Source organism: Polaribacter sp. 2305UL8-11 (assembly GCF_058147165.1).
This window is the reverse complement of the sequence record NZ_JBYVJW010000044.1, coordinates 1-272: the sequence shown is the minus strand read 5'-3', so window position 1 is coordinate 272 and position 272 is coordinate 1. Positions and strand designations below refer to the sequence as shown.

Genomic DNA, 272 nt, shown 5'->3' with positions numbered 1-272 from the left:
ACACCCAATGGGCGTGTTGTCTTCATTAACGAGTGCATTAACAGCGTTTAATCCTTCTACAGTAAACGTAGAAAGCGAAGAAGAGATGTATAATGCCATCGTGAAAATATTGGGTAAATTCCCAGTATTAGTAGCTTGGACCATGCGTAAGCAAAAAGGATTGCCATTAAATTATGGTGATAACAGCCTTGGATATGTAGAGAACATCTTAAAAATGATGTTCGAAAAACCAAACGAGGAGTACGTTCAAAATGATATTCTAGTGAATGCCT

At 37.5% G+C, this 272-nt stretch carries 1 protein-coding gene; it reads left to right on the top strand.

The features are described 5' to 3' along the window. Positions 1 to 272, top strand: a 272-nt coding sequence (locus ACY2RW_RS16145; protein ID WP_490123761.1) for a citrate/2-methylcitrate synthase, incomplete at both ends; no start/stop codon positions are given.